Source organism: Lelliottia sp. GFLA7 (assembly GCF_056490165.1).
Window position 1 is genome coordinate 1 of the sequence record NZ_JBWLAQ010000056.1, and the last position, 472, is coordinate 472.

Sequence of the window (472 nt, forward strand, 5' to 3'; positions counted from 1 at the left end):
CTGGTGACGGCGCTGCACCGAGCAGTCCCGCTCGAACAGGTGGATCACGTTGCCCTCGCCGTCGGCGAGGATCTGCACCTCGATGTGCCGCGGATCGACCACGGCCTGCTCGAGGAACACCGTCGGGTCACCGAAGGCCGACTCCGCCTCGCGCGACGCCGCCTCGATCGACTCCCGCAGCGCCGACCGCTCCGCGACACGGCGCATGCCGCGACCGCCGCCGCCGGCGACCGCCTTGACGAAGACGGGGAACTCCATGTCCTCCGCGGCGGCGAGCAGTTCGTCGACGTTCGACGACGGCTCCGACGACGCCAGCACCGGCAGGCCCGCCGCCTTCGCGGCGGCGATCGCCCGCGCCTTGTTCCCGGTCAGCTCGAGTACCTCGGCCGACGGTCCGACGAAAGTGATGCCCTTCGCCTCGCACGCCGCGGCCAGATCCGGATTCTCCGACAGGAATCCGTAGCCAGGGTAG

1 protein-coding gene is annotated in these 472 nt (G+C 71.2%); it reads right to left on the reverse strand.

Going from position 1 to position 472, the window contains the following annotated elements; all coding sequences use genetic code 11:
* A partial coding sequence (locus tag AC07RN_RS21120) for an ATP-binding protein (RefSeq protein WP_478337238.1) occupies window positions 1–472 on the reverse strand: 472 nt, incomplete at both ends.